Below are 24,115 nucleotides of genomic sequence, written 5' to 3' on the forward strand. Positions count from 1 at the left end.
TTAACTCAGACCAGTGCTTTTAGTTCTTCCTGCATATATGTTGAAAAGTACTCAGGATTTTTAATCACAGAGCGTTCACCTGTCTCCATTTTTTTTGCCCATCCAACCATTTTTTCCGTGAACCCAGGGTTCCAGCCTTCCTGGTCAGCTCGCGCCGTAATATCAGCGGCACTCGCGGGTACTCCCAGTTCTTTTAAATATTTAAAGATTCCCTTCGCCGTGCTTTCATTCATCGAACTTGGTGTTGGCGCTGATACATCCATGGCACCAATGAAATCCAGGGCTTTATCTATTACAGCAGGCATATTCTTATCCTTAAAATTAACCATGTTATCGATAAGGCTATATATGACCTTAATTTGCATCTAATATCAAAGGGATTATAACGATATGGCACGAGTTAACCTGTTGACATTCAGGTGTTTTAAAGGTAGCAGCTCATGGTGTGTTATCCAGTAAGATGGAGAAAATTAACGGTCAGTCCGCACGCTATAACCAGATTGTTCAGCTAAGAAAGAAAACCAGAGTTGCTAATCAAAGGGCGAACACAACGGCATGGTTATGTTTATTTATATAGTTAGTTTTATAGATAAAATTGAAATTATAAAAATAAATAATGAATTAGCAGAAGCATCAACAGTAATATCTTATTCTCTGGTCGATTTATGTAAAACCGACCAGTATTATCGATAAATTATCGTCTGACTTATTTTGCTTCGATAAAGCTTACACCGCAGCCACAATCTTAATTTCAACTTTATACTTCGGGTTCATCAAACCCGCTTGTACCGTGCAGCGTACCGGCGCATGACCCGCGACAACCCAGGCATCCCACGCTTTATTCATTGCCGCGAAGTCGTTTTTATCGGCCAGGAAAATGGTGGCATCCAGAATACTCGATTTATTGCTGCCCTGTTTTTCCAGCACGGCGTCAATCTGCGCCAGCGTGTTGGCTGTTTGCTCAAAGGCATCGGCGTCGAGGTTTTCCGGTACACCAGTGTAGTAGAGCGTGTTGTTGTGGATTACTACATCAGACCAGCGGGCTTCAGCATCGATACGAACGATAGTCATCATTTTGTCCTCATTATCCTTCCATTTTCGTGCTGCAAAGACTGCCACAATGTGAGGTCGCCGTCACCACTTCAACTGGCGAAAGCGCCCTCATCCTGACATAATCCCTGTTCAAATCAACAGGGGGTAGTGTGACGGACGATTTTGCACCAGACGGTCAGCTGGCGAAAGCGATACCAGGCTTTAAGCCGCGAGAACCACAGCGACAGATGGCGGTAGCCGTCACCCAGGCGATAGAAAAAGGCCAGCCGCTGGTGGTGGAAGCAGGAACCGGTACGGGCAAAACCTACGCTTACCTGGCTCCTGCGCTGCGGGCGAAAAAGAAAGTCATTATCTCGACCGGCTCAAAAGCGTTGCAGGATCAGCTCTACAGCCGCGATTTGCCAACAGTCTCAAAGGCATTGAAATATACGGGCAACGTGGCGCTGCTGAAAGGGCGCTCAAACTACCTCTGCCTCGAGCGTCTCGAACAGCAGGCGCTGGCGGGGGGCGATCTGCCGGTACAAATCTTAAGCGATGTGATCCTGCTGCGCTCCTGGTCTAATCAAACAGTCGATGGTGATATCAGCACCTGCGTCAGCGTGGCGGAAGATTCACAGGCGTGGCCGCTGGTCACCAGCACCAACGACAACTGTCTTGGCAGCGACTGCCCGATGTATAAAGATTGCTTTGTGGTCAAAGCACGTAAAAAAGCGATGGACGCCGATGTGGTGGTGGTAAACCATCATCTCTTTCTGGCGGATATGGTGGTTAAAGAGAGTGGATTTGGCGAGTTGATCCCGGAAGCGGACGTCATGATCTTCGACGAAGCCCACCAGCTACCGGACATTGCCAGCCAGTATTTTGGTCAGTCACTCTCAAGTCGACAACTGCTCGACCTGGCAAAAGACATCACCATCGCCTACCGCACCGAATTAAAAGACACCCAGCAGTTACAAAAGTGCGCTGATCGTCTTGCCCAGAGTGCGCAGGATTTTCGTCTGCAACTCGGTGAGCCAGGTTATCGCGGTAACCTGCGTGAGCTGTTAGCTAATCCGCAAATTCAGCGGGCATTTTTACTGCTCGATGACACCCTGGAACTTTGTTATGACGTGGCGAAACTGTCACTGGGGCGTTCCGCCTTGCTGGATGCGGCATTTGAGCGCGCCACGTTGTATCGCACACGGCTGAAGCGGCTAAAAGAGATCAATCAGCCGGGCTACAGCTACTGGTACGAATGCACTTCGCGCCATTTTACTCTGGCTCTCACGCCGCTCAGCGTGGCGGATAAATTCAAAGAGTTAATGGCGCAAAAGCCCGGTAGCTGGATCTTCACCTCAGCAACGCTGTCGGTGAACGACGATCTGCATCATTTCACCTCGCGGCTTGGGATAGAACAGGCGGAGTCGTTGCTATTGCCAAGCCCGTTTGATTACAGCCGCCAGGCGTTACTCTGTGTGCCGCGCAACCTGCCGCAAACCAATCAACCGGGTTCCGCGCGGCAACTGGCGGCTATGCTGCGCCCGATCATCGAAGCTAACAACGGTCGCTGTTTTATGCTTTGTACCTCGCACGCCATGATGCGCGATCTGGCCGAGCAGTTCCGCGCTACCATGACGCTTCCCGTTTTGTTGCAGGGGGAAACCAGCAAAGGGCAACTGTTGCAGCAGTTTGTCAGCGCCGGTAACGCGCTTCTTGTGGCAACCAGCAGTTTCTGGGAAGGGGTGGACGTGCGTGGCGATACGCTGTCATTGGTGATTATCGACAAATTGCCGTTTACCTCTCCTGATGATCCACTGTTAAAAGCGCGCATGGAAGATTGCCGTTTGCGCGGTGGCGACCCGTTCGATGAAGTACAACTGCCGGATGCGGTGATTACTCTCAAGCAGGGAGTCGGGCGACTGATTCGCGACGCCGACGATCGCGGGGTTTTGGTAATTTGTGACAATCGGCTGGTGATGCGTCCTTACGGTGCGACGTTTCTCGCCAGTCTGCCGCCCGCGCCACGCACCCGTGACATTGCCCGTGCGGTTCGTTTCCTTGCGATACCATCCTCCAGGTAATTTGTTACGGAGTATGGTATGATGCGCGCCTTTTTATTGATCTAAGCACGAAGACCCATGCGAATTCTGGCTATCGATACCGCGACAGAGGCCTGCTCTGTCGCCCTGTGGAACGACGGTACTGTCAACGCTCATTTTGAGCTTTGCCCTCGTGAACATACTCAACGAATCTTACCGATGGTACAGGATATCCTGACCACCAGCGGTACCTCCCTCTCTGATATTGATGCTCTGGCCTACGGGCGCGGCCCCGGTAGTTTTACCGGCGTGCGCATTGGTATTGGCATTGCGCAGGGGCTGGCACTTGGCGCGGCGCTGCCGATGATTGGCGTCTCCACGCTCATGACGATGGCGCAGGGGGCGTGGCGCAAAAACGGCGCAACGCGCGTGCTGGCTGCCATTGATGCGCGGATGGGCGAAGTTTACTGGGCCGAATATCAGCGTGATGAAAACGGTATCTGGCACGGTGAAGAAACCGAAGCCGTACTCAAACCCGAACTCGTTCATGAACGAATGCAACAGCTTTCCGGCGAATGGGTGACGGTAGGGACGGGCTGGCAAGCCTGGCCGGATCTCGGTAAAGAGAGCGGGCTGGTTTTGCGCGACGGAGAAGTTTTACTGCCCGCTGCAGAAGATATGCTGCCGATTGCTTGTCAGATGTTTGCCGAGGGTAAAACGGTGGCGGTGGAACATGCCGAACCGGTTTATTTACGTAACAACGTCGCATGGAAGAAACTTCCGGGCAAAGAATGAATCTTAAGAGTATGCCCTGAGAAAAAAAGGAGTCGCATCATGGCGGTTCAAAAGAATGTTATCAAAGGCATACTGGCAGGTACGTTTGCGCTAATGCTGAGCGGTTGTGTCACTGTGCCGGACGCCATTAAAGGCAGCAGTCCCACGCCGCAACAAGATTTAGTTCGGGTGATGAGTGCGCCGCAGCTGTACGTTGGTCAGGAGGCACGCTTTGGTGGCAAAGTGGTTGCGGTGCAAAACCAGCAAGGGAAAACCCGCCTGGAAATTGCTACCGTACCGCTGGACAGCGGAGCCAGACCGACGCTGGGAGAACCTTCTCGCGGTCGCATTTATGCCGATGTGAACGGTTTTCTGGACCCGGTGGATTTCCGTGGACAACTGGTGACGGTTGTCGGGCCAATCACCGGTACGGTTGACGGAAAAATCGGCAACACGCCCTATAAATTTATGGTGATGCAAGTAACGGGTTACAAACGTTGGCATTTAACCCAGCAGGTGATTATGCCGCCTCAGCCGATTGATCCATGGTTTTATGGCGGTCGTGGCTGGCCCTATGGCTACGGCGGATGGGGCTGGTATAATCCCGGCCCCGCGAGAGTACAAACAGTTGTAACTGAATAATTGCTTGTTTTTAAAGAAAAAGAAACAGCGGCTGGTCCGCTGTTTCTGCATTCTTACGGTAAAGATAAAAATAAATAGTGACGCGCTTCGCAACCTTTTCGTTGGGTAATTATCAAGCTGGTATGATGAGTTAGTATTATGTTAACGGCATGTATATCATTTGGGGTTGCGATGACGACGAACACGCATTTTAGAGGTGAAGAATTGAAGAAGGTTTGGCTTAACCGTTATCCCGCGGACGTTCCGACGGAGATCAACCCTGACCGTTATCAATCTCTGGTAGATATGTTTGAGCAGTCGGTCGCGCGCTACGCTGATCAGCCTGCGTTTGTGAATATGGGGGAGGTGATGACCTTCCGCAAGCTGGAAGAACGCAGTCGCGCGTTTGCCGCTTATTTGCAACAAGGGTTGGGGCTGAAGAAAGGCGATCGCGTTGCGTTGATGATGCCTAATTTATTGCAATATCCGGTGGCGCTGTTTGGCATTTTGCGTGCCGGGATGATCGTCGTAAACGTTAACCCGTTGTATACCCCGCGTGAGCTTGAGCATCAGCTTAACGATAGCGGCGCATCGGCGATTGTTATCGTGTCTAACTTTGCTCACACACTGGAAAAAGTGGTTGATAAAACCGCCGTTCAGCACGTAATTCTGACCCGTATGGGCGATCAGCTATCTACGGCAAAAGGCACGGTAGTCAATTTCGTTGTTAAATACATCAAGCGTTTGGTGCCGAAATACCATCTGCCAGATGCCATTTCATTTCGTAGCGCACTGCATAACGGCTACCGGATGCAGTACGTCAAACCCGAACTGGTGCCGGAAGATTTAGCCTTCCTGCAATACACCGGCGGCACCACAGGTGTGGCGAAAGGCGCGATGCTGACTCACCGCAATATGCTGGCGAACCTGGAACAGGTCAACGCCACCTATGGGCCGTTGCTGCATCCAGGTAAAGAACTGGTAGTAACGGCACTGCCGCTGTATCACATTTTTGCCCTGACCATTAACTGCCTGCTGTTTATCGAACTGGGTGGGCAGAACCTGCTTATCACTAACCCGCGTGATATTCCAGGGTTGGTAAAAGAGTTAGCGAAATATCCGTTTACCGCTATCACTGGCGTTAACACCTTGTTTAATGCGTTGCTGAACAATAAAGATTTCCAGCAGCTGGATTTCTCCAGTCTGCATCTTTCCGCAGGCGGTGGGATGCCAGTGCAGCAAGTGGTGGCAGAGCGTTGGGTGAAACTGACCGGACAATATCTGCTTGAAGGTTATGGCTTAACCGAATGTGCGCCATTGGTAAGTGTTAACCCGTACGATATTGATTACCACAGCGGCAGTATCGGCCTACCAGTACCGTCAACAGAAGCCAAACTGGTGGATGATGATGATAATGAAGTACCACCGGGTCAACCGGGTGAGCTTTGTGTCAAAGGACCGCAGGTGATGCTGGGTTACTGGCAGCGTCCGGATGCTACCGATGAAATCATCAAAAATGGCTGGTTACACACTGGCGACATCGCGGTGATGGATGAAGAAGGATTCCTGCGCATTGTCGATCGTAAAAAAGACATGATTCTGGTTTCCGGTTTTAACGTCTATCCCAACGAGATTGAAGATGTCGTCATGCAGCATCCTGGCGTACAGGAAGTCGCGGCTGTTGGCGTACCTTCCGGCTCCAGTGGTGAAGCGGTGAAAATCTTCGTAGTGAAAAAAGATCCATCGCTTACCGAAGAGTCACTGGTGACCTTTTGCCGCCGTCAGCTCACGGGCTACAAAGTACCGAAGCTGGTGGAGTTTCGTGATGAGTTACCGAAATCTAACGTCGGAAAAATTTTGCGACGAGAATTACGTGACGAAGCGCGCGGCAAAGTGGACAATAAAGCCTGAGCGTTAAGTCAGTCGTCAGACGCCGGTTAATCCGGCGTTTTTTTTGACGCCCACTAAAGAGAATACAATTTGAATTACCAAATGATTACCACGGACGATGCGCTGGCTTCTTTGTGTGAAGCCGTCCGTGCCTTTCCGGCGATAGCCCTGGATACTGAATTTGTTCGTACGCGCACTTATTACCCGCAGCTGGGGTTGATTCAACTTTTCGATGGCGAGCATCTGGCGCTAATTGATCCTCTCGGGATCACCGACTGGTCACCGCTGAAAGCGATCCTGCGCGATCCGTCCATCACAAAATTTCTCCATGCAGGCAGTGAAGATCTGGAAGTGTTCCTCAATGCCTTTGGCGAATTACCACAACCCCTGATTGACACGCAAATCCTTGCTGCCTTCTGCGGACGCCCGATGTCATGGGGTTTCGCTTCCATGGTGGAAGAGTATTCCGGCGTTACGCTGGACAAGAGTGAATCGCGCACCGACTGGCTGGCCAGACCGCTGACCGAACGTCAGTGTGAATATGCAGCGGCGGATGTCTGGTATCTGTTACCGATCACCGCCAAGCTTATGGTAGAAACGGAGGCCTCCGGCTGGCTACCAGCGGCGCTGGATGAATGTCGCCTGATGCAAATGCGTCGTCAGGAAGTCGTTGCGCCGGAAGATGCCTGGCGTGATATCACCAATGCCTGGCAATTACGCACACGCCAACTGGCCTGTCTGCAACTGTTAGCCGACTGGCGACTGCGCAAGGCGCGAGAGCGCGATCTGGCGGTGAACTTTGTCGTGCGTGAAGAGCATTTGTGGTCGGTAGCGCGTTATATGCCGGGAAGTTTAGGCGAACTGGACAGCCTGGGTTTATCCGGTAGCGAAATCCGCTTTCATGGTAAAACGCTGCTGGCGCTGGTGGAAAAAGCGCAGACATTGCCGGAAGATGCCTTACCGCAGCCGATGCTTAACCTGATGGACATGCCGGGTTATCGTAAAGCGTTTAAAGCGATTAAGTCGCTGATTACTGATGTGAGCGAAACGCATAAGATCAGCGCCGAATTGCTGGCATCGCGTCGGCAAATCAACCAACTGCTGAACTGGCACTGGAAACTGAAACCGCAGAACAATTTGCCGGAGCTGATTTCCGGCTGGCGTGGTGAGCTGATGGCGGAAGCATTACACAATTTATTGCAGGAATATCCGCAGTAAAATCTTCCGAAGCCGGACTGGGCGCGCTCAGCGCCACATCCGGCTTCGGCAAACTACAAATCCAACACCAGGCGTTTACCCTTCGCACGCGAACAACAGATCAACATACTTTGCTGGCTGGCACGCTCTTCATCGCTAAAATACTGATCCCGATGGTCAGCTTCACCTTCCAGTATTGCCGTTTCGCAGGTTCCGCATACCCCTTCACGACATAAACATTCCACTTTCGCGGCTTTATTATTTTCAATAACCTGCAAAATAGTCATCTCTTCCGGCACCACAAACTCTTTTCCGGAACGGGCAAGCACCAGGGTAAATGCATCGCCGGTTTTGTCTTCGATAGCAAATTGCTCAAAGTGCAGCGTATCGGCGGCGATGTCCAGACGCGCAGCTTCACTTCTTACCGCTTCAATTAGCGCCTCGGGGCCACAGGTATAAACGTGTGTGCCAGGTTCGATATCCGCCAATAATCGCGCTAATTCCAGTCGTGTTCCGGTTGATGAATGATGCAAATGGACTTTCTCAGCCTGCGGATGCTGGACTAGCTCATCACGAAATGCGCAACTTTCTGGATTTCGCGAGCAGTAATGTAGCTGCCAGTCGACGTCGCTGTGTTGCAACTCTGCCATGTGCGACAGGAAAGGGGTGATACCAATACCGCCCGCGATAAACAGATGCTTTCTGGCTGAGGGAATTAGCGCAAACAGGTTATTAGGCGATGAGATCGTTAACCGATCGCCCACTTTTACCTGCTGATGCAAAAAGCGGGAACCGCCGCGCGAGTTTTCTTCCAGTCGAACGGCAATCTGATAATGAGTTGTATCGAGAGGCGAACTCAGCAGTGAATACGCATTGCTATACTGGTTATCACCATCGCTCATCTGCACAATGACGTGACTTCCTCCAGTAAACGCAGGTAATGGTTTGCCATCGGTTGCCACCAGCGTGAAGCGTTTCACCTGTTCGGTAAGCGGTTCCACCTGACTCACCTGTACTTCAAACATTTGATAGTCTGACATTGCTGTACTCCATCAAAAATCAGCCCGGCGGCGGAAAATACCGCCGCCGATGTCATTAGTCCTTAAATACCTGCGCCAGCAGATTATGGAAATGGGCGATACCATGTTCGGAAATGCCGCTACCGCTACTGTCGGCCATGATGCGCCCCTGACCACGATAGCCACGCGATTTCAGCCCTTTCTGTACGCTTTCAACCAGACGTAAATCTTCCGGACGGAACACATCGCGATACCACTCAATCAGCGATTTTTGCTCGTCGGTTAACTCTTCATTGGTGAAGTAAATATCGTAGTTTTGCAGGGTAGTTTCAGAATCCACCGGGAATTCATAAATGACCGTCATCATCCCTTTGATCGGGGTGACGTTCAGCATCGTGCACGGCCACAGCCAGAAACCGTGGAATGCCGCATCCGTACCCTCTTCAAATTTAAACGACTGTTCGGACGGTTTGGCGAAACCGTATTGCAGCGTCCAGTTACCGTGCATGGTGTGCCAGTAACGATCAACCTGTACGGAGTCGGAGAAACCTGGATGCGCCGGACCACAGTGATAGCACTCGAGATAGTTATCGACAATGTTCTTCCAGTTGGCAGGCGTGCGGGTGGTAAAGCGGGCCGCCAGTTTCAGATCGTGGACTTCCGGGCAGGCTTCCAGCACTTTCGCGCCCAGACCGGGTAACTGATCTTCTACGCTGGTGGCGTTGGGGTCCATGTTGATGAAGACGAATCCGGCATATTCTTCCAGACGCACCGGAATCAGTTGCGCTTTGTCGCTATCGAAATTGGCGACGTTTTCGCAGTTACGTGCATGGGCCAGATTGCCATCGAGTTTGAATGCCCATGCGTGATATGGGCAGGTAATCACATTTTTTGCTTTTCCTTCACCGCTCAACAACTGATGACCACGGTGCGGACACACGTTATAGAACGCGCGCAAAACCTTATCACGACCGCGTACCAGCACGATGCTTTCGCCAATGATCTCACGCGTCACATAATCATTGGCATTCGCCAGTTCGCTGCTGTGAGCGACGCAAATCCAGCTTTTGGCGAAGACGTTCTCTTTTTCGTGTTCAAAGGCGTTCTGATCGGTATAAAAACGGGCAGGAATGGTCCACGCCTCTTGCGGGTTAGCGCAAAAATTTTCGGGTAGTACAAAGTCAGGGCTCAGATTGCTCATAGGGATACCTTTATCGTTAGGATGATGGCGCTCAGTTGTCGCCTTTGAATACGGTTCCCGCAGGGAGCACTGGTGTTTTTTCCAGGGCTTCAACCGGTGTCTGCGGGAGATAATGTTCAACTTGATGAGCCGGAATGTCGGCGTAATCCTGTTTCAGCCAGCGAATAAATCCGCCGACTTTCACCAGTAAAATGACGAGGAAGGGAAGGGCTGTGAGCACGACGGTGGTTTTCATCGTTTCCAGCGAAGCACCGGTAAACAAGATGGAAAGCGGGATCAGAGTGATCACCACGCACCAGAAAAGACGCAGCCCACGGTCAGGATCGTCACCTTCCTGGAGATTACGCGTACTGGTCGCCGCCATGGTGTAGGCCACTGCATCCATATGCGAGGCAAGGAAAATAATCATCACGCCCAAGTATGCGGCGAGGAACAATTTACCGGCTGGCAACGACATCAGAACTTGCTGTACAGCTGTTTCGCCGCCCAGTGTTTCCAGCACCTGTGGGACGTTGATTACGCCATTGATAAACTGATGAATGGCATAGCTTTCCATTACGCCGAAGAAGAACCAGCAACCGACGGTGCTGCCGAGGATCAGTCCCCAGATAACTTCTTTAATCTTACGACCGCGGGAAACGCGGGTGACAAACATTGCTACGCCAGGGGTGTATGAGATCCACCACAGCCAGTAGAATACGGTCCAGTTGCGGGTAAATGAACCATCGCCAAGCGGATCGGTGAATAAGCTCATTTGCAGGAAGTTTTGCGTGGTCAGGCCGATGGCATTGATGATGCTGTTGGTAATAAATTCGGTTGGACCGACAATCAGCACCAGTAATGGCAGCAGGAACGCGCCCCAGCCAACCATTTTGCTCAGACGTTGCAAACCGTTGTTGATACCAATCCATGAGCTTAGGCAAAAAATGCCGCCGGAAAGCAGGATCACAAATGCCTGCACGGTGAAGTTATCGGGTAAACCGGTCAGTGCGGAAAGTCCACGAGTAAAGGTTGCTGCGGTGACAACAAGGGAAATAGTCAGTGCACCGACAGTGGCGATCAGGAACATCAAATCAACCAGTTTTCCCCATGGGCCTTGCGGGCGAACGCCGGTAATCGCGGCAATAATGCCGGAAAGACTCAGACCTTTGTTTTTCCGCACATGAAAGTGATAAGCCATGATTAATGAGGCCAGCGTATAAGTTGCCCAGGCGCTGATGCCCCAGTGGAAGAAGGAGTAAGGGACGCTAAATTCGAGTGCCTGTTGTGAACGCGGTGCGATATTTAATCCAGGCGTTTGATAATAATAGGCCCATTCAGCAACCCCCCAATAAAGCGTAGAAGAACCTAAACCGGCACAAATAAACATAAACAGCCAGGAGAGCGTGCTGTATTCCGGTTTTCCTTCGCCAAGACGAATATTGCCGTATTTACTAGTGGCTAAATAAATCACCAGTCCCATTGCCAGCAAAACCAATACCTGTACGGCGGAACCTAACGTACGCGTAACAAAAGTGTATATTGCGTTGGCCGCGTCGGCCGATTGTTGTGGGAAAAGGCTTAATGCAGCTGCGATGAAAAGAATGGCCACCAGGCTGATGCTTATCAGCGGCACATCTTTTTTCTTAACATTGCTCATCATGAGTCATCTCCTGGGCATAAAAGCCCGTCTCTGGCTTTTGCCAGTTGTAATTATTTGCAGGGTAATGAGTTGTATGTTGTGTTTAACAAATTGATTATTTGCATGTTACATAAATTAAACAATTAAGAATACGGAAAGCCATAAAACACGAAACGGAAACAATAAAAGGTGAAATGACGCAGGTTATTAACTGCAAAGAACGAATAAAAAAACCGCGTCAGTGACGCGGTTCAAATAAACTGGTTTGACCTTAACGCAAAATAATTTTGCAAATCGCGTCGGCAACCTGTGGCGTGGTGGCACTGCCTTTCATATCCGGTGTTTTCGGCCCGTGAGCAATCACTTCTTCAATCGCTGCCAGAATACCGTTATGCGCTTGCTGGAAACGCTCATCGCCATTGCCGAGAAAATCGAGCATCATTGCCCCGGCCCAAATTGTGGCGATAGGGTTAGCAATATTTTTCCCGTAGATATCCGGCGCGGAACCGTGGACAGGCTCGAAGAGCGACGGGAAAGTGCGTTCCGGATTCAGGTTGGCGGATGGGGCAATGCCAATGGTGCCGGTGCAGGCCGGGCCAAGATCGGAAAGGATATCGCCAAACAAATTGGACGCCACCACCACATCGAAGCGTTCCGGCTGCATCACAAAACGCGCGCAGAGAATATCAATATGCTGCTTGTCCCAGCGGATCTCCGGGTAATTCTCGGCCATTGCTTCCACTCGCTCATCCCAGTACGGCATGCTGATGGCTAAACCGTTTGATTTAGTGGCAGAAGTTAGCGTCTTACGTGGGCGGCTTTGCGCAAGTTCGAAGGCATAACGCAAAATGCGATCGACACCACGACGCGTAAATACCGATTCCTGAATGACGACTTCATGCTCTGTACCTTCATTCACTCTACCGCCGAGCGAGGAATATTCGCCTTCGGTGTTTTCCCTGACCACGTAAAAATCGATGTCGCCAGGCTGTTTTCCCGCCAGCGGGCAGGGAACGCCAGGAAAGAGACGAACCGGGCGCAGGTTGACGTACTGTTCGAATTCACGACGAAATTTCAGCAGCGAACCCCACAACGAAATATGGTCCGGAACGGTGTCCGGCCAGCCGACGGCACCAAAATAGATGGCGTCGAAACGGCTAAGTTGCTCATGCCAGTCGTCCGGCATCATTTTACCGTGATGGCTGTAATACTCGCAGCTCGCCCACTCCATTTGCTCAAAACTCAAGGCGAAGCCCCAGCGCTCAGCGGCAGCCTGTAACACGCGAATCCCTTCAGGAAGGACTTCTTTGCCAATCCCGTCTCCCGGGATCGCAGCAATACGCATCGTTTTCATTATTGGGTTCTCACTTCCTGACCATCAAAATTGACAACATCACTATCCTATAATTGACTGAAAAGGAATTAATCCCCATAACTGGTGAAACATAAAACACGAATCATGAATAATTTACCGCTGCTGAATGATTTGCGCGTCTTTATGCTGGTGGCTCGTCGGGCTGGTTTTGCCGCCGTGGCGGAAGAACTGGGCGTTTCACCGGCGTTCGTCAGCAAGCGCATCGCCTTGCTGGAGCAAACGCTAAACGTGGTGTTGTTACACCGCACCACACGCCGCGTCACCATTACCGAAGAAGGAGAGCGGATTTATGAATGGGCGCAGCGGATTTTGCAGGATGTCGGTCAGATGATGGACGAACTTTCTGACGTGCGTCAGGTGCCACAGGGGATGCTGCGTATTATCAGCAGCTTTGGTTTTGGACGACAGGTGGTGGCTCCGGCGTTATCAGCGCTGGCGAAGGCGTATCCGCAACTGGAATTACGTTTTGATGTGGAAGACCGGCTGGTCGATTTGGTCAATGAAGGTGTCGATCTCGATATTCGCATTGGCGATGACATCTCCCCTAATTTAATCGCCCGCAAACTGGCGACCAATTACCGCATTCTCTGCGCGTCGCCGGAATTTATTGCGCAACATGGCGCGCCGAAACATTTAACCGATCTTTCTGCATTGCCGTGCCTGGTCATTAAAGAGCGCGATCATCCTTTTGGTGTCTGGCAATTACGCAATAAAGAAGGCCACCATGCGATTAAAGTCACCGGCCCACTGTCGTCTAATCATGGAGAAATTGTCCATCAGTGGTGTCTCGATGGGCAGGGGATTGCTCTGCGTTCCTGGTGGGATGTTAGCGAAAACATTGCCAGTGGTCATTTAGTGCAAGTGCTACCGGAATATTACCAGCCAGCGAACGTCTGGGCCGTTTATGTTTCAAGGCTGGCGACGTCAGCGAAAGTGCGGATAACGGTAGAATTTTTACGCCAGTATTTTGCCGAGCACTACCCGAATTTTTCACTGGAGCATGCCTGATTAATGATTCAATTATCGGGTTGATATCAGGTTAAAACCTGATTTTCTCCTTTCTAAGCTGCTACAGATTGGTTAGCATATTCACCTTTAATCGCGCATGATCGAAAGATAATTAAAGAGGTTAATGTGTTCGCTGAATACGGGGTTCTGAATTACTGGACCTATCTGGTTGGGGCCATTTTTATTGTGTTGGTGCCAGGGCCAAATACCCTGTTTGTACTCAAAAATAGCGTCAGTAGCGGTATGAAAGGCGGTTATCTTGCGGCCTGCGGTGTATTTATTGGCGATGCGGTATTGATGTTTCTGGCATGGGCTGGAGTGGCGACATTAATTAAGACCACCCCGATATTATTCAACATTGTACGTTATCTTGGTGCATTTTATTTGCTCTATCTGGGGAGTAAAATTCTCTACGCGACCCTGAAGGGTAAAAATAACGAGGCCAAATCCGATGAGCCCCAATACGGTGCCATTTTTAAACGCGCGTTAATTTTGAGCCTGACTAATCCGAAAGCCATTTTGTTCTATGTGTCGTTTTTCGTACAGTTTATCGATGTTAATGCCCCACATACGGGAATTTCATTCTTTATTCTGGCGACGACGCTGGAACTGGTGAGTTTCTGCTATTTGAGCTTCCTGATTATATCTGGTGCTTTTGTCACGCAGTACATACGTACCAAAAAGAAACTGGCTAAAGTGGGCAACTCACTGATTGGTTTGATGTTCGTGGGTTTCGCTGCCCGACTGGCGACGCTGCAATCCTGATGCTTTCAGCCCGCGTTGTCGCGGGCTTCCCATCTATAATCCTCCCTGATTCTTCTCTGATATGGTGCTAAAAAATAACCAATAAATGGTATTTAAAATGCAAATTATCAGGCGTACCCTGAAACGGCTGGAATAAACCGTTTTCAGCGCATTCACCGAAGGAGGGAAAAGGATGCTGCAAATCCCACAGAATTATATTCATACGCGCTCAACGCCTTTCTGGAATAAACAAACTGCGCCTGCCGGAATATTCGAACGTCATCTTGATAAAGGAACGCGCCCGGGGGTTTACCCACGCCTTTCCGTTATGCATGGGGCGGTCAAATATCTCGGCTACGCTGATGAACACAGTGCAGAGCCTGATCAGGTGATCCTTATCGAAGCGGGGCAGTTTGCGGTGTTCCCTCCAGAAAAGTGGCACAACATTGAAGCCATGACTGACGATACTTATTTCAACATTGACTTCTTCGTGGCTCCTGAAGTCCTGATGGAAGGTGCGCAACAACGGAAAGTCATTCATAACGGGAAATGAATCATGGGCAAAGCAACGTATACCGTGACCGTCACCAATAACAGCAATGGCGTTTCTGTCGATTATGAAACAGAGACGCCGATGACTTTGCTGGTGCCAGAAGTGGCGGCTGAAGTGATAAAAGATCTGGTGAATACCGTGCGTTCTTATGACACGGAAAACGAACATGATGTTTGTGGTTGGTAATTATCACTGATCGTTGATGGCGCAATTTCTGCGCCATCGCAAAAAAATCCTCCGTGATGCTCGTCACAAATCTTGCCCTCCCGATGTTGTGCTATGCTTTTTATCAGCGACTAACCCGCTAATGCAAAACAGATAAGTGAGGAAACAATGGGCATTCTGTCATGGATTATTTTTGGGCTTATTGCCGGTATTCTGGCGAAGTGGATCATGCCAGGTAAAGATGGTGGTGGATTCTTTATGACTATCCTGCTGGGGATAGTCGGTGCCGTAGTCGGCGGATGGATCAGCACGCTGTTTGGCTTTGGTAAAGTTGATGGCTTCAATTTTGGCAGCTTCGTGGTTGCCGTTATTGGTGCGATTGTCGTGCTATTTATCTACAGGAAGATTAAAAGTTAACGCTTAAATTGCACAAAGGCTGCACACAGGCAGCCTTTGCTATTTTTAGAGGTGACGTTACCACCATCCCAGCTCAGTGCCGAGTACGACAATAATCGCCACACCCATCATAATAATCGTTGTTTTTTTCATCTTTATGCTCCCGGGGCAGCATAGCCGCCAATAAAAAACCATGCTAAAAATACGACCGCTGTAATGAAGATTACAACCGGAAAAATAATACCGATTCGCATGTTATCACCAATCAAAAGGATGTGAATACGCCTCAGGAATGTAGCGCTGGATGCGCGACAAAAGGTGTTTTCTGTTTGTGTTTTTTCTCCTGATACATCGCGATATCGGCAGCATACAGGGCACTGTCTGCATCGGTCGTTTCAGGATCGACTTCTACTATGCCAAGACTGGCACCGGGATAATACAAATCAACATCACCTAAGTGATATTCTCCACGTATTTGCTGTTGAATACGTTCTCGCAGCGACGAAATATCCGCATTCTCGTTGTTTAGTGAAACAACCAAAAACTCATCACCACCGAGACGACCAATAACTTCGCCATTTTGCTGGAGCGTATTAAGGCGCTCGCCAACCTGAATGAGAAACAGATCGCCACTATTATGACCAAAACGATCATTGATTAATTTGAAGTTATCCAGATCGATAAACGCGATCATTATCTTATGGTTAAGATGCCGGGCGAGGGAAAACAGCGTCGTCAGATTTTCAAAAATCGCCCGCCGATTCGGTAGCCCGGTTAACGAGTCGGTATACGATTGCGCAATCAGCGCAGCATTAGCTTCGCGCAGCTGTTCAACCAATGCCTCTTTTTGAATATATTGTGCAATCAGTCCGGCGAATAACTGTAAAACCTGTTCCGCGCGTTCACTCCACTGGCGCTTCTCACTGCTGGCGGCGCAAAGCGTGCCATAGAATGATCCATCCGGTAAGTGAATTGGCGTGCTCAGAAATGTGGTGATGCCAAGATTGCGTGCCGCAATACAGTCGCCCCAACGGTCAGGGACTTCATCGCTGAAAAAGCAGTTTTCATCAATGGCGCGTTTGCATAACGAGTAATCCCACGAGACGGTAAAATTCTCCGGGATGTGCATTTTCTGGCTGTTACGGGCAAACATAATATGCTGCAGGCGCGCTTCGACATCCACTTTGGTCAGGTAGGTTGATTCCATATCAGTGACCATTTCCAGCATCTCCAGAAGCTGTCGGACCAGACTTTCCAGTGACTGTTCTTTGGCAAGGGATTGCGAGACGCGGGCGATAATCTGATCTGACACGGAACAACTCCAGGATACGGCGGGTAAATGCTGATTATTTAATCTTTGCAGGCATGATAAAACATCATCAACAAAGATGAAATAAGACGTAATATGTTTTGAGTGAATGTAATAAAAATAGTGCTGCAAAACAAAACGATACCGCGATACTCTAAGCTTGGATACATATGTGAGATCAATAAATGAAAATTATCAGTTTTGTTCTGCCTTGCTTGCTGGTCCTGGCTGGTTGTTCAACCCCTTCTCAGCCAGAAGCACCTAAACCGCCGCAGATTGGTATGGCAAATCCGGTGTCGGTCTATTGCCAGCAGAAGGGCGGGACGCTCATTCCAGTGCAGACAGCGCAAGGGGTCAGCAACAATTGCAAATTACCGGGCGGTGAAACGATTGATGAATGGGCATTGTGGCGACGGGACCATCCGGCTGGTGAAAAATAACCGCCGGATGCTGTACTAAAATCACAAGCTACGTAGCCAGTCGGCCAGCACCAGCGCATGGTTCTGCGTGGTGTTTTTTGCTGAGTAGAGCAGGGTCAGCGGCTGTTTTTTGGCGATGTCCGCCAGCCGCTTTCCTTCTTGCTCGTGTTGTGCCAGTTCTGCAAGATATTGCTCGCGAAAGGTTGCAAAATCGACGACTTCGCCGTGAAAGGCTTTGCGCAGTTCCGTTGACGGCGTGATTTCTTTATCCCACTCATCAAGGGCTAAATCGGTTTTTTTGATACCGCGCGGCCAGAGGCGGTCGACCAGTACGCGATAACCATCGCTCTGTTCTGCCGGATCATAAACGCGTTTGCACTGAATATTCATCGTGTTTGTTCTCCCTTTCACGCATGATTTGTCACGTCACTATAGCACCGGATATTAGCGAATTTCTTTGTCTCTCCCGGCGCAAAGTCCGAAAATCGCCATCAGTAGTGAAAGTATTGCAACACCCATTAGTGGTACGGACCAGTCACCGTTAGCATCGTGTATTTTACCCATCAGCGGCGGCCCACAGGCTGCCAACAAATACCCGACGGATTGTGCCATCCCCGAGAGTGCCGCCGCCTGATGCGCAGAACTAGCCCGCAGACCAATGAACGTCAACCCCAGTATCATTGTTGCGCCGGAACCAAAACCGAAAAGCAGAGTCCAGGTGATCGCGTGCGCTGGCATAAAGCAGAGCCCAACCGCGCCCACTGCGCACATCAAGGCAACGAACGCTGCAATACCACGCTGGTCTTTCACATGATGTAAGAAAAGAGGGATCAGCAAACCGGGAGCTGCTGTGGCTAGTTGCAGCAAACCATGCAGTGAACCCGCCTGTGCTTCGCTATAGCCGTGACTGATGAGGATCGCCGGAAGCCAGCCAATAATCACGTAATAGACCAGTGAGTTGATCCCAAGAAACAATGTTACCTGCCAGGCAAGCGGCGAACGCCAGATACCCCGAGTATGTAAGGCGCGTGAAGTACTCAAATTTGCATGTTGTTGGCTTCGCCACTGTGGCAGCCATAAAAAAAGAGCCAGCAGAGGAAAACACATCAGCATGAGCAACGCGCCTTGCCAGCCAAAACCGTTCAAAGCCAGCGGCACTACCATAGCCGATCCCAGGGCCGCCGCAGCTCCCATTGTCAGGGAATATGCGCCGGTAAGTCTGGCGACGGAATGAGGGAAATCGCGTTTAATTAATCCTGGCAGTAAGACATTACCTAATGCAATCCCACCGCCAATGACCGCTGTACCGCCAAATAATAAGTAAGGCGAAGGGAGAGAGCGAATTGCGATACCAGCACAGATCAAAAGTAACGCGGCAAACAGGCTACGTTCCATACCAAAACGTCGCGCCACCGGGGCAGCCAGAGGTGAGATTAGCGCAAAGGCCAATAATGGCAGGGTGGTTAATAAGCCGGTTTGCGCTGTCGTCAGCGAGTAAGCGGAACGAATCGTATCGAGTAACGGTGCAGCGCCGGTGAAGGTGACGCGTAATGTAGTGGCAATCATCAGAATGCCAGCGATAAGGACAATCCTGTTTTTGCCGCTTAATGAAGTTGAACAGGTCATATGCTTCTCATTGTTACAAACGAGGCTGTACCTTACCGTTTTTATTGTTATGTTGAATCAAGCTAAAATGACAAATTATCGCTATATTCGGACAAAATGATGCACAGGTTGAATCTCAATGGCTATGAACCCGACCGACACCATGAAGCCGCGGTCGCATTTTGTATTCACGCCGGAACGGATGAGTTAACCAGTCCTGTACATCAGCACCGCAAAGGACAGCTGATACTAGCATTACATGGTGCAATTACCTGTACGGTGGAAAATGCTTTGTGGATGGTGCCGCCACAATATGCGGTTTGGATACCGGGCGGGGTGAAGCATAGCAATCAAGTGACAGCTAACGCTGAACTCTGTTTTCTGTTTATCGAACCCAGCGCAGTGACAATGCCGACAACATGTTGCACATTGAAAATATCGCCCTTATGCCGGGAATTGATTTTAACCCTGGCAAACAGGACGACGACTCAGCGTGCTGAGCCGATGACCTGCAGATTAATTCAGGTCCTGTTTGATGAACTCCCTCAGCAGCCACAACAACAGCTGCACTTGCCCGTTTCTTCTCATCCTAAAATCCGCACGATGGTGGAGATGATGGCGAAAGAGCCCGTCGAGTGGGGCTCATTGGGGCAATGGGCTGGCTTTTTTGCGATGAGTGAACGCAATCTTGCCCGACTGATAGTAAAAGAGACGGGGTTGAGTTTTCGCCAGTGGCGTCAGCAGTTACAGCTGATTATGGCGCTTCAGGGATTAGTGAAAGGCGATACTGTACAGAAAGTTGCTCATACGCTGGGGTATGATTCAACAACAGCCTTTATTACTATGTTTAAGAAAGGCCTGGGGCAAACGCCAGGCCGATATATTGCGGGATTAACTACTGCTTCCCCACAATCAGCGAAACCAGACCCGCGGCAATAAGCGGGCCAACCGGTACGCCGCGAAACAGCGCCACGCCTAAAACAGTGCCCACCAGCAGCCCGGCGACCAGTTGCGGCTGGCTGCCCATTAACGTCACGCCGCGCCCCCCCAGCCAGGAGACAATAACGCCTACTGCAATTGCCACCAGCGATTTCCAGTTCAGAAACGAGTGAATCAGGGTTGAGGGCGGTAGCGTCCCGCTGGCGATGGGGGCCATAACGCCAATCGTCAGAATGATTATCCCGATACTTAGCCCCTGTTTTTCAATCCACGGGAAAAAGGTGCTTAACGGTGTGACGCGGACAATAATCAACACCAGAATTGAAACGGCGACAGTGGTGTTATGACTGATAAAGCCCAGCGCAGCTAACCCGAGCAGGATCAGCAAAGTGACATCAAACATCGTGGTTTCCTTGCCAAAAAATAATAAGCCTGCTTACTTTACGCTTGCTGCAGGAAGGAAGTAGAAAATCTTTACGTTTTTTGCATAAAAAATCAGGCGAACTGTCATCAAACTGCCATTTGTGCACGCTAACAATAACGTGAAAACAGCTATCTCCCGGGGGCATGCTATGAACGATCAAATGTTCGTCGAGACACTGATTATCACGTCATCGTTTTTTGCCATTGCGGTTGTGCTGGTTTTGTCCGTTCTGCTTATTGAACGGACAGGCTAGTTACGCAGTGCGGCGGAAATTGACCAGTTCTGGTTGCGCAATGCGCAAATAATCCGCGGTTTTCAAAATAACGGATTTATCCAGCATGCCTGCATTGAAGGCGATTTCATCAAATCGTTCGAAGAGTAGAGGGTCGGCAACCAGTTTGAGTTTTGGATGGAAGCTGAAAGGGGGGATCGCGCCGAAGACACAGCCTGTGAGTTCATCGACTTCCGCCGGGCTGGCCAACGAAGCGCGTAATCCGCCTATATGGCTGGCGAGTTGGCTCAGATCGGCCTGTTGATCGGCTGCGAGGATTGCCAGAACATGTTGATTTACGCCATTGCCTTTGACTTTACATACCAGTGCCTTAGCACCCTGGCCTAGAGCGGTGCCACGAATTTCTGACACCGCTTCACATTTACCTACCGCTTCATGGGTAACGACGCGGAAATCAGCACCTTCTTGTGATAATAAAGCGATTAACCGCTGATGCGTCACGCTTCCTTTAGCCATTTCAGTCATTTCATGCTCCTGAGATTACAAGCAAACAATCACAGAAGGTTATCATGAACGGCTGTTTTTGTTCTGCTTATTGACATATAAACGCTCATCGGAAGCTTTATACGCATCATGTAACGTATCGTTTTCTTTCATCGCGTAAATACCGGAAGAGAAGCCGATCTCTTTCTGCGGCGCGATATGTTGCAGACGTTTTTCGATACGTTCAGGTAGTTGTGATGCAATTTGCGGCGTCGAATCGACAAGAATGATGCAGAATTCATCGCCACCGAGTCGGATGGCATAATCACTTTTACGAATCGATTGTTTAATCGCCTGAGCTAACAACGTAATCGCTAAATCCCCTTCCTGATGACCGAGGGTGTCATTTATTAGCTTTAACTTGTCCATGTCAATTGCAATAAACATCACCGAAGAACCGGATTGCACCAGTTTCTGCAACCGCTGCTCCAGTTCAGGGGTTAAAATTTTGCGATTATACAGTCCAGTCATCGCATCACTAATATTTTCTCGCGACACATTTTGGTATAAGCGGAAGTGCATCCGCACCATATTCAGCAAAATTAACGCCGTCAAAATCCAGAACAGAACGCTTTTCCACGAAGACGTGATAAAGTAAAGAATATCAATGGATAACGAGACACGAATGCCGCCCGGTAAGTCATGGACGTAACTGACATACTGGAACAGATTATCTTCGCTCTGGTTGATGATAATGTCGCGCCCCGAATCTGTATCGGTTAGCGTGACATTGAGAAAACGCCAGAGGAGAGGGCGGTCATGAGTGTAAAAGATATTCCGCAGATTGTTTTTGTTAATATCCAGCAGCACAATCCCTTTTAGCTGCCCTGCAACATACACCGGCGTCAGCAAACTCATCACGTTCTGTTTAGTACGCTGATCCTGGTAAATGCTCGACAATACGGTACGCCCGGTAAATACCTTTTCAATATCTTTGCGATCGATGCCAATACTTCCTGACTGCAGGAAGGACCAGTTATTCATCGCAAAGTATTCAACATTAACCGGCTCATAAAAATAGACATAGCGGTCATTGAGATCGAGATAATAGTGAAATTTCTCTTCGGCCATCCCAAGACCTGAACCGTAATCATCCTGGTGGCGGTTGCCTTCCACTGCCTGATCAAAAGCGGGTAATAGTGCTGCAGCTTCCACAATTGTGTCGCAGTCAGTGGATGCGGTTTGTAGTGTGCCGCGTAAGCCCGGGTATTTATGGGCAGTCAGGTTTAAGCCATGGGTATTATTGGCAGACTCAAAAGCCTCGCAGATGGCGCGCCGCTGTTCTGGCGACACTTCCGACTGCTCAGCAGCGAGAGCGCGCATCACATGCGCGGCAATACTCTGATTCTGATACTTATCATAAAGAAAGGAGGAGTCTGCTTTCTGCACGATATAGCGCAGATAGGCACTCATTGCTCTGTCGCTGGCGACAAGTTCAAAAATAAGGAAGGAAGATGTCAGCACAATGACACTTGCGGCGATAAAATGCCGGAGCATTCTATGGTGCAATTTCATGATAAATGGCACTCCTTCGGTTAGTGAAACGAGAAAACCAGATAAAGTTCGATTGCGGCCTGGCACAGGGGCGCTAATTATACTCATCTCTGCGCCGCTGGGGAGGGGAAATTTAGGGGTAATAGTAATAAATTGTATGCAAAAGCCACGCAAAAAGCATGGCTCTGAATATTTTTGCACTTAAATATGATGAATAATCACTTTGTTGCCCCCCTCGCTTTTCGCTTCGCGTAAGGCTTTATCTGCTTCCGTCATGACAAGCGAGATATTACGCGTGTCACCCGTTGAAAAAACCGTGCCAATACTGATGGTCATTTGTTCAGGAACATCATATCTGTTACTAAAGCCGGTCAGGAGTTCGACATTTTTACGCATACGTTCCGCAATGATTTTTGCCTGGGCACTATTGAGTTCGGTAAATAGCAAGCCAAACACCTCACCCTCCAGTCGCGCTAAAATATCATCGGGGCGGATGCTTTGCTGGATAATATCGACAATTGAAACCAGCACTTTATCACCCACACGATGTCCCCATTGGGCATTGATGCGTTTGAACTGATTAATATCAACCAGCATGACACAGAAGTCCTTAACAACAGGTCGCGACAATAATGACTCTACGCTGTTGAAAAAGTAGCGCCGATTATAAATATTGGTCAGCACATCATGAACTGCCAGTTTGCTGGAGAGTTGCAGCTCCTGAAAAATGTTATAAATCAGAAAAGACACAACAAACAGTTTACTGGAGACTTCAATCCCGCGACTGATATACCAGATGGTATAATTATACTCATCCAGAGTCAGTAGAAGTAAGTTGCAGCATAGCGATGCCAGACATAATAATGCTATTAACGGCCATAGTTCGCTGGCTAATCGTGTACGCATGATAATAAAGAACAGTAAAAATGCCCACAGACAAACCAATATTTTTGTATAGTTGATTCCCCAGGTCGCAGTATGGTTGTCCGGACAGTAATCGACGACATACAAAGAATAGTCAGCGTTATAACTGCTCAGATTGTGTGCCAGAAGGGGAAAAACTAAAAAAGGAATCAGCGCCAGCAACAGAATGCCAGTTTTTTTCTTATTGTTGTCAAGGATGTTGTCTTTTCCATAACAAAAGAGCGCCAGCGAGGTTAAACAAATAAAACTGAGTTGGCGGAAAATATAGAAAATAGAAACATCATTCGACTTTGTCTGGATCAGTGTACTGCCGTTAATTGGTTTATGGATAATTACAATGGTTTCAACTAAATAGATAAGGCCACTTAAAAATGCAAGGCTTAAAATGAGTGTTGGTAAAATTTGTTTGTTAGTGAAATATTTCATTAACATGAAAAGAAAAATGACGGCGTTAAGGAAAAACAAAGCCACAACAACCATCAGGTAATTCATCTGTGGGATGAGTTTTACATTTGTGTTTTCTTTATATAAGGTAGTAATGCAAAATAAAATTAACGTCAGCAATAAACTGAAAATAAAAAAGCTTTGTAC

The 24,115-nt window shown here is 49.3% G+C and carries 28 protein-coding genes; 13 read left to right on the plus strand and 15 right to left on the minus strand.

The features are described 5' to 3' along the window. Positions 1-5: 5 nt before the first annotated feature. On the minus strand, positions 6-305 hold the full coding sequence (locus OQV04_RS04465) for a DUF1889 family protein (protein ID WP_001111995.1): 300 nt from the start codon (positions 303-305) through the stop codon (positions 6-8). 421 nt (positions 306-726) lie between these two features. Further along, complete coding sequence (locus OQV04_RS04470) at positions 727-1,071, minus strand: RidA family protein (RefSeq protein ID WP_001295493.1); 345 nt, start codon at positions 1,069-1,071, stop codon at positions 727-729. 131 nt (positions 1,072-1,202) lie between these two features. Between OQV04_RS04470 and OQV04_RS04475 the strand changes: the two genes are divergently transcribed. The 5 genes from OQV04_RS04475 (at position 1,203) to rnd (ending at position 7,574) form a co-directional block, all read left to right on the plus strand. After that, positions 1,203-3,113, plus strand: coding sequence for an ATP-dependent DNA helicase (locus OQV04_RS04475; protein ID WP_000128847.1), 1,911 nt, complete (start codon positions 1,203-1,205; stop codon positions 3,111-3,113). A 57-nt stretch (positions 3,114-3,170) separates the two neighbouring features. Beyond that, the gene (tsaB, locus tag OQV04_RS04480; RefSeq protein WP_021577586.1) at positions 3,171-3,866 is read left to right on the plus strand and encodes a tRNA (adenosine(37)-N6)-threonylcarbamoyltransferase complex dimerization subunit type 1 TsaB; all 696 of its coding nucleotides are present in this window, start codon (positions 3,171-3,173) and stop codon (positions 3,864-3,866) included. A gap of 39 nt (positions 3,867-3,905) precedes the next feature. Continuing rightward, positions 3,906-4,487 (plus strand): Slp family lipoprotein YeaY, encoded by a 582-nt coding sequence (yeaY, locus tag OQV04_RS04485; RefSeq protein ID WP_000290579.1) that lies wholly within the window; start codon positions 3,906-3,908, stop codon positions 4,485-4,487. A 204-nt stretch (positions 4,488-4,691) separates the two neighbouring features. Next, complete coding sequence (gene fadD / locus OQV04_RS04490) at positions 4,692-6,377, plus strand: long-chain-fatty-acid--CoA ligase FadD (RefSeq protein ID WP_077757386.1); 1,686 nt, start codon at positions 4,692-4,694, stop codon at positions 6,375-6,377. A gap of 81 nt (positions 6,378-6,458) precedes the next feature. Beyond that, entirely contained in the window at positions 6,459-7,574 is a 1,116-nt protein-coding gene (rnd, locus tag OQV04_RS04495; protein ID WP_032281022.1) for a ribonuclease D, read from the plus strand. A gap of 53 nt (positions 7,575-7,627) precedes the next feature. Here rnd and yeaX read toward each other — a convergent pair whose 3' ends face one another. The 4 genes from yeaX to dmlA form a co-directional block, all read right to left on the minus strand. Next, positions 7,628-8,593, minus strand: a complete 966-nt coding sequence (gene yeaX / locus OQV04_RS04500) for a carnitine monooxygenase reductase subunit YeaX (RefSeq protein ID WP_032281021.1) — start codon at positions 8,591-8,593, stop codon at positions 7,628-7,630. A gap of 55 nt (positions 8,594-8,648) precedes the next feature. Continuing rightward, positions 8,649-9,773 carry a carnitine monooxygenase, oxygenase subunit YeaW gene (yeaW, locus tag OQV04_RS04505; RefSeq protein WP_032281020.1) on the minus strand — a complete coding sequence of 375 codons (1,125 nt, stop codon included), beginning with the start codon at positions 9,771-9,773 and terminating at the stop codon, positions 8,649-8,651. 31 nt (positions 9,774-9,804) lie between these two features. Then, a complete protein-coding gene (yeaV, locus tag OQV04_RS04510) occupies positions 9,805-11,415 on the minus strand; it encodes a BCCT family transporter YeaV (protein ID WP_000987525.1) in 1,611 nt (536 codons plus the stop codon). Between the two features lie 250 nt (positions 11,416-11,665). After that, entirely contained in the window at positions 11,666-12,751 is a 1,086-nt protein-coding gene (gene dmlA / locus OQV04_RS04515) for a multifunctional D-malate/3-isopropylmalate/tartarate dehydrogenase (RefSeq protein ID WP_032281019.1), read from the minus strand. Between the two features lie 102 nt (positions 12,752-12,853). Here dmlA and dmlR point away from each other — a divergent pair, with 102 nt between their 5' ends. The 5 genes from dmlR (at position 12,854) to OQV04_RS04540 (ending at position 15,656) form a co-directional block, all read left to right on the plus strand. Continuing rightward, positions 12,854-13,777 carry a DNA-binding transcriptional regulator DmlR gene (gene dmlR / locus OQV04_RS04520; RefSeq protein ID WP_032281044.1) on the plus strand — a complete coding sequence of 308 codons (924 nt, stop codon included), beginning with the start codon at positions 12,854-12,856 and terminating at the stop codon, positions 13,775-13,777. A gap of 126 nt (positions 13,778-13,903) precedes the next feature. Then, entirely contained in the window at positions 13,904-14,542 is a 639-nt protein-coding gene (gene leuE / locus OQV04_RS04525) for a leucine efflux protein LeuE (RefSeq protein ID WP_000457202.1), read from the plus strand. Between the two features lie 172 nt (positions 14,543-14,714). Then, complete coding sequence (gene yeaR / locus OQV04_RS04530; protein WP_000939317.1) at positions 14,715-15,074, plus strand: DUF1971 domain-containing protein YeaR; 360 nt, start codon at positions 14,715-14,717, stop codon at positions 15,072-15,074. A gap of 3 nt (positions 15,075-15,077) precedes the next feature. Continuing rightward, complete coding sequence (locus tag OQV04_RS04535) at positions 15,078-15,260, plus strand: DUF1869 domain-containing protein (RefSeq protein WP_000513737.1); 183 nt, start codon at positions 15,078-15,080, stop codon at positions 15,258-15,260. A 147-nt stretch (positions 15,261-15,407) separates the two neighbouring features. Then, entirely contained in the window at positions 15,408-15,656 is a 249-nt protein-coding gene (locus OQV04_RS04540) for a GlsB/YeaQ/YmgE family stress response membrane protein (protein WP_000512153.1), read from the plus strand. Between the two features lie 57 nt (positions 15,657-15,713). On the opposite strand, the gene yoaJ is transcribed toward OQV04_RS04540, so the two are convergent. The 3 genes from yoaJ to dgcP are packed head-to-tail and all read right to left on the minus strand — an operon-like array spanning position 15,714 to position 16,947. Continuing rightward, positions 15,714-15,788 (minus strand): protein YoaJ, encoded by a 75-nt coding sequence (gene yoaJ / locus OQV04_RS04545; RefSeq protein WP_001386836.1) that lies wholly within the window; start codon positions 15,786-15,788, stop codon positions 15,714-15,716. 2 nt (positions 15,789-15,790) lie between these two features. After that, a complete protein-coding gene (locus OQV04_RS04550; RefSeq protein ID WP_001219350.1) occupies positions 15,791-15,889 on the minus strand; it encodes a YoaK family small membrane protein in 99 nt (32 codons plus the stop codon). 32 nt (positions 15,890-15,921) lie between these two features. Continuing rightward, on the minus strand, positions 15,922-16,947 hold the full coding sequence (dgcP, locus tag OQV04_RS04555) for a diguanylate cyclase DgcP (RefSeq protein ID WP_032281018.1): 1,026 nt from the start codon (positions 16,945-16,947) through the stop codon (positions 15,922-15,924). A gap of 182 nt (positions 16,948-17,129) precedes the next feature. On the opposite strand from dgcP, the gene yoaF reads away from it, so the two are divergent. Next, positions 17,130-17,384 carry a DUF333 domain-containing lipoprotein YoaF gene (gene yoaF / locus OQV04_RS04560; protein ID WP_032281017.1) on the plus strand — a complete coding sequence of 85 codons (255 nt, stop codon included), beginning with the start codon at positions 17,130-17,132 and terminating at the stop codon, positions 17,382-17,384. A 21-nt stretch (positions 17,385-17,405) separates the two neighbouring features. Here the strand turns inward: yoaF and OQV04_RS04565 are convergent, their stop codons facing one another. Beyond that, positions 17,406-17,753, minus strand: coding sequence for a DUF488 domain-containing protein (locus OQV04_RS04565; protein ID WP_001025381.1), 348 nt, complete (start codon positions 17,751-17,753; stop codon positions 17,406-17,408). A gap of 54 nt (positions 17,754-17,807) precedes the next feature. Further along, on the minus strand, positions 17,808-18,989 hold the full coding sequence (gene nimT, locus OQV04_RS04570) for a 2-nitroimidazole transporter (protein WP_000128490.1): 1,182 nt from the start codon (positions 18,987-18,989) through the stop codon (positions 17,808-17,810). Positions 18,990-19,085: 96 nt separating this feature from the next. On the opposite strand from nimT, the gene nimR reads away from it, so the two are divergent. After that, complete coding sequence (nimR, locus tag OQV04_RS04575; RefSeq protein ID WP_032281016.1) at positions 19,086-19,907, plus strand: DNA-binding transcriptional regulator NimR; 822 nt, start codon at positions 19,086-19,088, stop codon at positions 19,905-19,907. On the opposite strand, the gene OQV04_RS04580 is transcribed toward nimR, so the two are convergent. Beyond that, entirely contained in the window at positions 19,864-20,310 is a 447-nt protein-coding gene (locus OQV04_RS04580) for a DUF441 domain-containing protein (protein ID WP_000460707.1), read from the minus strand. The two genes, nimR and OQV04_RS04580, sit on opposite strands and share 44 nt — an antisense overlap. A 169-nt stretch (positions 20,311-20,479) precedes the next feature. On the opposite strand from OQV04_RS04580, the gene yoaI reads away from it, so the two are divergent. Next, positions 20,480-20,584 carry a small membrane protein YoaI gene (gene yoaI, locus OQV04_RS04585; protein ID WP_000999630.1) on the plus strand — a complete coding sequence of 35 codons (105 nt, stop codon included), beginning with the start codon at positions 20,480-20,482 and terminating at the stop codon, positions 20,582-20,584. On the opposite strand, the gene yeaK is transcribed toward yoaI, so the two are convergent. The 3 genes from yeaK to OQV04_RS04600 all read right to left on the minus strand — a co-directional run. After that, positions 20,585-21,088, minus strand: coding sequence for a mischarged aminoacyl-tRNA deacylase (gene yeaK / locus OQV04_RS04590; protein ID WP_000138043.1), 504 nt, complete (start codon positions 21,086-21,088; stop codon positions 20,585-20,587). 42 nt (positions 21,089-21,130) lie between these two features. After that, a complete protein-coding gene (dgcJ, locus tag OQV04_RS04595) occupies positions 21,131-22,621 on the minus strand; it encodes a diguanylate cyclase DgcJ (RefSeq protein ID WP_001400633.1) in 1,491 nt (496 codons plus the stop codon). Between the two features lie 180 nt (positions 22,622-22,801). Beyond that, positions 22,802-24,115: sensor domain-containing diguanylate cyclase (locus OQV04_RS04600; RefSeq protein WP_332641597.1), on the minus strand; the 1,314-nt coding region annotated here is incomplete at its 5' end.

The sequence above is a fragment of the Escherichia sp. Lx600-2 genome (assembly GCF_036662595.1).
Lineage (GTDB): Bacteria > Pseudomonadota > Gammaproteobacteria > Enterobacterales > Enterobacteriaceae > Escherichia > Escherichia coli.